This window comes from Deltaproteobacteria bacterium, assembly GCA_019310525.1.
Taxonomy (GTDB): Bacteria; Desulfobacterota; DSM-4660; order Desulfatiglandales; family HGW-15; genus JAFDEE01.
Window position 1 is genome coordinate 22526 of the sequence record JAFDEE010000032.1, and the last position, 7363, is coordinate 29888.

Consider the following 7363-nt stretch of genomic DNA (forward strand, 5'->3'; position numbering starts at 1 on the left):
ACACTATTGTCAAAATAAAAACGTATCTCGTGCACAATCTCAGGATCGGGCCCTTGAGACGATTTCACCAACGAGATCGTAAGAATGGACCTCCGTGATGCGCACCGGGACAATCTCCCCCACCATCCCCCGGCCTTTTGTTACAAGGACTCGCCCATCAACCTCGGGCGCCATCCCTATGGTCCTTCCACTGAGAAGAAGGTCGGTCTCGTCGCTCTCGCCCTCTATGAGAACGGGAACGATTTTATTGAGGAGCCCCCTGTGTTTTTTTTCGGAAATCTCGGCCTGGATTTCCATGATGATCTGCTGTCTTTCTTTAGCGATCTCCGGGGGGACCCTCCCATCCATCCGCGCCGCCGGTGTTCCCTTCTCCGGGCTGAACAGGAAAGTCCCGAGGTGATCAAAGGCCGCCCAGCGGACGAACTCGCATAGTTCCTCGAAGGCCTCCTCTGTCTCTCCCGGGAATCCCACGATGAGGCTGGTTCGCAGCACCAACCCGGATGTCCTGGCCCGGATACGCTCAAGGAGCTGCCACGGGGACTCACCCGGGCCGTGCCTCCCCATTTTTAAAAGGATTTCCTCGTTCACATGCTGAAGGGGAATATCCAGGTAGGGGCAGAGGGTATTCTTTTCGTCGAGGAGTTCCAGGAGGCGATTCGAGATCCGGTGGGGATGGGCATAGAGGAGCCTGAGCCAGCGGATTCCCCGCAGACCGATGAGTGCCTCGAGCAGGTCTTCCAGACCGGAGTCAAGGCCCAGGTCCTTTCCATAGAGGGTCGTATCCTGGGCGACGAGATTAACCTCCGTGACCCCTTCTTCAGCCATTTTCCCGGCCTCCGCCAGGATCGACTCCATGGACCTGCTCCGAAAGGGACCTGTCAGGGCGGGAATCAGGCAATAGGAGCACCGGTGGGAGCACCCTTCACCGATCTTGAGATAGGCCGTGTAAAATGGGGTGGTCCGGACCCTTGGGGTCATGTGGTCCGCGAGATGAAGCGGTCTCCCGATAAAAAAGGGGGTGCATCCCTCCAGGCGATCATCCAGAAGGTCCCCAAGGCGATGAATCCGGCCGGTTCCCAGCCAGCCGTCCACCTCGGGAATCTCCCTTGCAAGCTTGTAACCGTAACGCTGAACGAAGCAACCAGTGACGAAAACCTTCCTCAATCGGCCTTGTCCCTTGGCTGCACATACCTCAAGAATGGTTTCGATGGCTTCTTCCACCGCGGCCTGGAGGAACCCGCAGGTATTGATCACGGCGATATCAGCCTCCCCTGGGACGGAAACAATGCCGTAGCCCTGCTCCCGGAGCAATCCCAGCATATATTCACTGTCCACCCGGTTCTTGGCGCAACCCAGGCTCACGAAATAAACCGTCTTGCTCGAATGCATATCCAGATTCATAAGGCCTTCCCCGGACTTTCCGCACACCCTGGAAGCCGGTCGGTCTGGCGGTCCATCGATCAGGAGGGAGCCTTTGGAGAAGGAGGGGAGACACCCTGTTTGCTGTTGCTTTTGTTCAACCGGTTGAGCAGGGTCATGGCGAATTTTTTCAGGAAAAGGAGCTGGATCCTTTCCGGGGACCGATCCAAGAGAGTGGCGCTTATTTTCATCAGGATGCAATCCGTCTCGGCCACCACCGTGGCCGCCCTTGTGGCCCCGCTCAAGTAAGACATCTCGCCAAAACATTCCCCCCGGGTGATGGTGGCAAGGGTGTTTCCGTTTTTCCTGACAGCGGCCCTTCCGCTGAGGATAATATAGAATGAATCGTCTATATCTCCTTCGGCGACCACGACCTTTCCCCTGAATACCTTGATGATATTGCAGGTGTTGAGAATCTCCCGGACCTGCTCTTTTGAAAAATCCTCGAAAAAGGGGACCCCATGAACGTAGTCCACCACATTTTCGACCTTATCGCTCCTGGCGGTTCCTCCCCGAAGTCCCCTCAGGGCTACTCTCAGGTCGTAGGCCATGTCCATGCAGGTCTGGTATCGCCGGTTCGGGTCTTTGGCCAAGGCTTTCCCGGTGATCTTGATAAGTATATCAGGAATTTCCGGACGAAGATTCCGCATGGGAGTCGGGTCGGCATTAGTAATCTTGTAAAGAATGGAAAAGTAGTTCTCGCCGGGAAAGGCCTTTGCTCCTGTGAGAAGTTCGTAGAGAACGCATCCGAGAGAAAAGATATCGCTCTTTCCGTCCACGGGTTCTTCGCGGACCTGCTCCGGTGACATATAACTGGGTGATCCCACGATTCCGGCGGCAACGGTCTGTTCCGACTTGATCCTGGCAATGCCGAAATCCGTGATCCTAACCTCACCGGCCCGATTGAGCATTATGTTGGAGGGCTTGATGTCCCTGTGTACCACGCCTCTTTTATGGGCGAAATCAAGAGCGATACAGGCCGTGTACATGATCTCCACCACCCGGTTGATGGGCAGCAGGTTCTCTTTGCTGCAATATCTCACGAGATTGGGCCCATCGATATATTCCATGGTGATGTAACAGAAATCCTTGTGCATGCCAGCATCATAGATTGCAACGATGCTCGGATGCATGAGCCTTCCTGCGGATTGGGCCTCAAGGAAAAAACGTTCCCTGTACTTATTGGCCTGTTTTCCCGCCAGTCCTGCTGCAGGGCGCGAGACCTTGATTCCTACATACCGGTTGATGTAAGGATCCCTTCCAAGATACACGACTCCCATACTTCCCTGACCGAGTTTGCTGATGATTTCGTAACGCCCGATCGTCCGGATCCCGGAAAGGTCGGCAAGGAAGCGGTCATCGACCGGTCCTGTATCTTTCTCCCTGCCCAGCAATTTGACCTTAAGCCAACTGGTCAGCCCGTGCTTCTTTTTCTGCTCTTCCTGCCGATTCATAGCTCTTGGACCGGAATGATGCACTCAGGCGCTATCTAGTGTCCATCCATAAATAGGCAATTTTGTTCAAGGTCAAGGAAGGCGAAAATTTTAACCACAGGAATACATTAAAGTATTTCGAGGATTAAAATCTGAGCCTGACGCAGAGATTGGGGAAAAGGGCCATTTATGGATGGACACTATCTAAATCCATAGCCAAACGTCTATCAAGCATGTCCATCAGGAATGAATCTTCCCGCCGAAATTCTCCGCGCTTCTTCCTCTTCTACCCTTTGACCCGCCATTGCGGGCCGACCGATCGAGGTGCCGACCTTTCAGGATTTCCCAGCAATCCTTGGATATCAAACTGGTTGACGGCATCCGTCAAGATGTCGCCTGCAAGCCTGTCGGCCTGCCTTTGCCCCATCAGTTTCACCCGCTCCCCATTTGTCGTGATCCGCTGCCGGGAGAGAACATTTCCCTCTCTGAGAAGAACTCCTTCGTAAGACAAGATCATCTTCCATTTCCTGTTCACCAGATCGATCCGGAACCGGGTTAGAACGATTCGGAGTTCCACATCGGCGTCTTCAGACCTCTCCACCACGCTCAACCCTTCATTGCGCAATCTTCTCCCGAATACTTCGAGAAAAAGCTCCGGCAGTTCATAGACACCGAGATAAGTCTCCTCTTTATCCCCCCTCATCAAGGACAGGGAGAAGTTCCCGGAAACATCCCTGAACACTTGCCGAACTCCCGGTCCGATCACCTCTCTTTCCTGCCTTTTGTCGAGGAAGGAGAGGAAGATCTTCTTCCCGTGAAAAACGCTTTTTTCTCCGGAAGGAAGCCGGTATACGAGGTTTAGGTGAAGAAGACTCGAACAGGAAACCGCGATCAACATGCAAAGAAAAAAAATCAACGGCCCTCGTCCGGCCTGTTTTCTTGGCCTCATTTGTCTGTCCTCTCGTCTCGTCGCGGGACGCCCCATAAAGGACCGAACCCTGGTTTCAAGGAATGGGGGTTGCTTTCAGGGCCATTATGCAGTATTCAGTGGCCCTGTCAACCCGGGGTGGCGCCCAGGCTGTCGCCCCGGCAAACAACCAATCCTGGTTTTTCGTCATTCACTTTTCGTGCCTTACCTTGATTGAATGGTTAATGAGGATGCCGGCTGCCGATGAAACGAAATGACTTGCAGGACCTGTCCCCCGAAGACCGGGACCTTTTCAAGAGGGCCTGGGAAACCGCGAGGGACCATCACGGTGACGACTTCACATTTTATCTTCCCGGGATGATCAGGTACGGGCGGGAACGGGGGAAATATCCCGCCATTTCCATTACGGGCGATTCCTGTGAACTCCTCTGCGAACACTGCAAGGGTGCATTGCTGGAACCCATGATCAAGGTAAGGGATCCCTCCGAGCTTATCGCAAGGGCAAAGGGATTGAAGAAGGCCGGTGCCCACGGTCTGTTATTGAGCGGTGGGGCCGATTCAGGGGGAAGGCTCCCCTGGGAAAAATTCTATGGAGCCATTGAGAAAGTGTCGCAGGAAACCGGGCTCTATCTTTCGGCCCACACCGGGTTCCCTGACAAGGCCACATGCACAGCGCTTAAAAACACCGGTGTAAAACAGGGTCTGATAGACGTAATGGGGGATGATGAAACGGCACGGCGGATCTACCACCTGCCATCACTTGACAGGATTATTGAAGCCGCAGGAAACATAAAGGAAAGCGGGCTTGAATTCGCTCCCCATATCGTGGTGGGCCTTTATTACGGAAAGATCAGGGCGGAATATGAGGCCCTGGAGATGATCAGCCGTTTCCGGCCTTCCGTATTGGTCGTGGTGGTCCTAACTCCCTTGAAAGGTCTCCCCATGGCCCGGGTCACCCCTCCTTCGCCCCTGGAAACCGCGCGTCTCATCGCCAGGGCACGTTTGCTTATGCCGGACCTGCCTATCTCGCTCGGCTGTGAAAGACCCCGGAACCGTGATGGACGTCAACTGGAGGTCCTGGCCGTTCGGGCCGGCGCCACCCGTATGGCCGTCTGGTCGGAAGAAGCCATCGAAGTGGCCGAGGACCTGGGACTTAAGCCCCGTTTCCAGCCGACCTGTTGCTCCCTTGAATTCAGGCCGGATTTCAAGTGCTTGGGACCAGTGGACTCAATCTGAGGGCCTGAAACTTCGTGCCGGATTTTTAACCGGTTGTTGAACCAAAGTCATGCAGAGGCAGGTCATACTTTTCACCCTCGAATCATCTTCGCCACTACCGCCCGAACATCAGAGAAATCGCTGTCAGTAAATGTCATAAATCTGGGGTAAAGGCTGTGTCCCATGGCCACGCTTTTTCTGTCCCCGTGGGGAACGATCAGGATGATCCGATGGTCAAGAAGCAGATCTTTAAAAGCGAGGATCTTTTCCACTTCCTTTCTGTGATGGGCCAAGAGAAGAATGATGAAATCCATTCCAGGGACTTGAAAAAGCTCCCTGTATAGATCCTTGATTCTGCGGTAGACCGCCACCTGACTCTGTGGAACCACTCCATCCATCACCGACAGCAGTCTTTTCCCTGCCCGGGTTTTTTCATTGATATAACAGAGCAGAATCCTTTTAGGCATCACAGCGAGCCATCCTTCCTCTCCGGCTTCATTCACTATAAGCAGCAAGAATCATACCGGATTTCAAAAGGAGGCCCTTTGAAATATATTATAAATAATTTCAGATAGTTAAACAAGAAGACCTTTTATCGGAATCCTTTCAGTCGGCAGGAAAACTGTGCGGGTCCATCAAATGTGAACAAAGGTCGACTACAAAGGGGATCCTCCCCGAATTCGAAATGAGGAGATGGTCACTTAAGCGAATTTTTTTTGGATGGATTTTTTTGGGACGGAAGCCCAACCATCATTCCCGGCGAAGATTCTTTCCGGGTGCTGAAAACTCGGAACGATCGATCCCATGCTTCTTGAGAAGTGAATAGAGGCGGGTCCTTCCAAGGCCGGAAATCCTACAGGCCTCCGAGATTGACCCCTTCACGGCCTCCATGAGGTCACGGAAATAATGCTTTTCGGCTTCCGCCATGACGGACTCCCTGAAGTTCTTGTACGAGGTCTTGAACGGGGGCAGGGCGATGGTTCGTCCCGGATCGCTCTTTTCCGCTCTCTTCTTGTTCCTGGTGACCGAGGCACGGGCCAGTTGGATTCGGATATGACTGGGAAGATGCTTGGGAAATAAGGTAGGCTCCCTGCCCGCCTCTGCGATGGCGCCCTCCAGGGTATGAATCAGTTCCCTCACGTTTCCCGGCCAGTTGTAAGTGGTCAGGGCCTCAAAAAATTCCGGTGAAAAGCCCTTGATCTCTGTTCCCTGCCGTTCGCAAATCTTGGTGATGTAATAAAGGGCAAGGTCCTTGATATCTTCCCGTCTTTCCCTGAGAGGTGGAATCTCGATAAGGAGCGAACGTATCCTGAAAAGCAGGTCTTTACGGAACTCCCCGGTTTTGCTTCCTTGGTCCAGATCCCGGTTGGTGGCCGCGATCAACCTGAAATCACTGCTTTTCTCCATCCTCCCCCCAATGGGGCGAAATCGGCGTTCCTGAAGGACCCGCAAGAAGGCCTTTTGCATGGACATGGGCAACTCGCCCACCTCATCAAGAAAAAGGGTGCCTCCGTCTGCTTGAAGAATCAACCCGTCTCTCGCCCGATCCGCCCCTGTGAACGCCCCCTTCTCGTAACCGAAAAGGGAACTCTCAACCAGGCTCTCGGGCAAGGCCGCGCAGTCCACCACCACGAAGCTCTTCTCAGAGCGGGGTCCGTTTTCGTGGATGGCACGGGCAAAGAGTTCCTTGCCGGTACCGGTCTCCCCCGTGATCAGCACATTCGCATCGCTGTTTGCGGCCTGTGCCACAAAATCAAAGCATGCCCTGATCCTGGGGCTGTTTCCAACGATCCCGTCCAGGTTCAAAGCCACGGGCGACTTGGGGGCGCTTTTCACGTTTTTCCGGTACTGGATCACACGGTTCAGGGCCAGATAGATATCCTTGGCGAAAAGGGGCTTCTGGAGATAGTCCCATGCACCGTTTCGGATGGCCATCTCGGCCCCGGTTGGATCCCCGGCCCCGGTGATAATCACCACCTCCGGCAGAGAGACCGTCTCCCGTAACTTCGGAATCACGTCCAGCCCGCTTCCATCGGGAAGGGCCACATCCAGGAGGACTACGTCAAAGGGTTCCTTGAAGGCCTTGGACACCCCCTCCTTCAAGGTCTTTGCCGTCGCGGGCTCGTGTCCCATACGTTTCACCATATCGGACAGCACCCGGCAAATCGCGACTTCATCATCAATGATCAAAACCCTTGCCATGGTTCCCGCCTTTTCGGGCTTTCGTTTCTCTTGCTTCTACCCGAGTGAAATAGTGCCCATCCATAAAGCAGGCAATTTTGTTCAAGGTCAAGGAAGGCGAAGATTTTAACCGCAGGAATACATTAAAGTATTTCGAGGATTAAAATCTGAGCCTGACCTGTCTGCC

6 protein-coding genes are annotated in these 7363 nt (G+C 53.8%); 1 reads left to right on the top strand and 5 read right to left on the bottom strand.

The window, feature by feature from the left end; translation table 11 throughout:
* Positions 1-39: 39 nt before the first annotated feature.
* The 3 genes from rimO to JRF57_07735 form a co-directional block, all read right to left on the bottom strand.
* Positions 40-1401 (bottom strand): 30S ribosomal protein S12 methylthiotransferase RimO, encoded by a 1362-nt coding sequence (gene rimO, locus JRF57_07725; protein MBW2303585.1) that lies wholly within the window; start codon positions 1399-1401, stop codon positions 40-42.
* Between the two features lie 59 nt (positions 1402-1460).
* A complete protein-coding gene (locus tag JRF57_07730) occupies positions 1461-2873 on the bottom strand; it encodes a protein kinase (protein ID MBW2303586.1) in 1413 nt (470 codons plus the stop codon).
* 265 nt (positions 2874-3138) lie between these two features.
* Complete coding sequence (locus JRF57_07735; protein ID MBW2303587.1) at positions 3139-3801, bottom strand: hypothetical protein; 663 nt, start codon at positions 3799-3801, stop codon at positions 3139-3141.
* Positions 3802-4023: 222 nt separating this feature from the next.
* Here JRF57_07735 and JRF57_07740 point away from each other — a divergent pair, with 222 nt between their 5' ends.
* Positions 4024-5016: a radical SAM protein gene (locus JRF57_07740; protein ID MBW2303588.1), complete on the top strand. Its 993-nt coding sequence runs from the start codon at positions 4024-4026 to the stop codon at positions 5014-5016.
* A 71-nt stretch (positions 5017-5087) separates the two neighbouring features.
* Here the strand turns inward: JRF57_07740 and JRF57_07745 are convergent, their stop codons facing one another.
* Both JRF57_07745 and JRF57_07750 read right to left on the bottom strand, forming a co-directional pair.
* Entirely contained in the window at positions 5088-5462 is a 375-nt protein-coding gene (locus JRF57_07745; GenBank protein ID MBW2303589.1) for a hypothetical protein, read from the bottom strand.
* Positions 5463-5745: 283 nt separating this feature from the next.
* The gene (locus tag JRF57_07750; protein ID MBW2303590.1) at positions 5746-7197 is read right to left on the bottom strand and encodes a sigma-54-dependent Fis family transcriptional regulator; all 1452 of its coding nucleotides are present in this window, start codon (positions 7195-7197) and stop codon (positions 5746-5748) included.
* Positions 7198-7363: the final 166 nt, after the last annotated feature.

Bases quoted from the DNA above. Each gene is read 5' to 3' on its own strand.
- JRF57_07745 (MBW2303589.1), bottom strand. From the start codon at position 5,462: ATGCCTAAAAGGATTCTGCTCTGTTATATCAATGAAAAAACCCGGGCA.
- rimO (MBW2303585.1), bottom strand. From the start codon at position 1,401: ATGAATCTGGATATGCATTCGAGCAAGACGGTTTATTTCGTGAGCCTG.
- JRF57_07750 (MBW2303590.1), bottom strand. From the start codon at position 7,197: ATGGCAAGGGTTTTGATCATTGATGATGAAGTCGCGATTTGCCGGGTG.
- JRF57_07740 (MBW2303588.1), top strand. From the start codon at position 4,024: ATGAAACGAAATGACTTGCAGGACCTGTCCCCCGAAGACCGGGACCTT.
- JRF57_07735 (MBW2303587.1), bottom strand. From the start codon at position 3,801: ATGAGGCCAAGAAAACAGGCCGGACGAGGGCCGTTGATTTTTTTTCTT.
- JRF57_07730 (MBW2303586.1), bottom strand. From the start codon at position 2,873: ATGAATCGGCAGGAAGAGCAGAAAAAGAAGCACGGGCTGACCAGTTGG.